Genomic DNA, 743 nt, shown 5'->3' on the forward strand with positions numbered 1-743 from the left:
GTTACCGCCGAGACCGCCGGTGCCGGATTCGCTGGTGCCACCGGCACCGCCGTCACCGCCCTGCCCGCCGGTGGCGTTGTAGCCGCTGTTGCCGCCGGCGATTCCGCCGGTTCCGCCGTTACCACCGGTGCCGCCGGTCACACCGCCGATGCCGTCACCACCGGCGCCACCGTCACCACCGGTGCCGGCCACCCCGCCGTCGCCGCCGTGCCCGGTCGGGCCGGTGCCGCCCGGGCCATTGACGACCACGGTGTTGCCGTTGCCACCGTTGCCGCCGTCGCCGCCGTTACCCGCGTTCAACCCGCCAGAGCCGCCGGCACCGCCGTTGCCGCCGTTGCCGGCGAGCCCGGCCACATCGACAAGACCGTTGTTGTAGTCGTTGGGCGTCTTGGTGAACGTGTCACCGCCGTTGCCGCCGTTACCACCGTCGGTGCTGGCGCCGTGGCTGCCGTTGACACCGCCCAGGCCGCCGTCGCCGCCGGTACCGCCGTTACCACCGGTACCGCCGCTCAGGCCGTGCTGGGCACGAGCGTGGTTACTGGTGTCGGTGTGCTGGACGGCGCCGGCGGTGCCGCCGTTGCCGCCGTTACCCGCGGTGCCGCCATTGCCGCCGTTGCCGTCGGCGTTCAGTGCGGTACCGCCGCTACCACCGTTGCCGCCGGTGCCGCCGGCACCGCCATCGCTACCGCCGACGCCGGCACCGCCACCGGGACCGGGGTCGGTCGGTTGGCCGATCTCACCGT

The 743-nt window shown here is 74.2% G+C and carries 1 pseudogene; it reads right to left on the reverse strand.

Features of this window, described 5'->3' with window-relative positions:
* Positions 1-743 (reverse strand): annotated as a pseudogene (locus tag K6T84_RS23830) (hypothetical protein); the annotation flags it as partial.

Source organism: Mycobacterium zoologicum, from assembly GCF_020181635.2.
GTDB classification, from domain to species: Bacteria; Actinomycetota; Actinomycetes; order Mycobacteriales; family Mycobacteriaceae; genus Mycobacterium; species Mycobacterium zoologicum.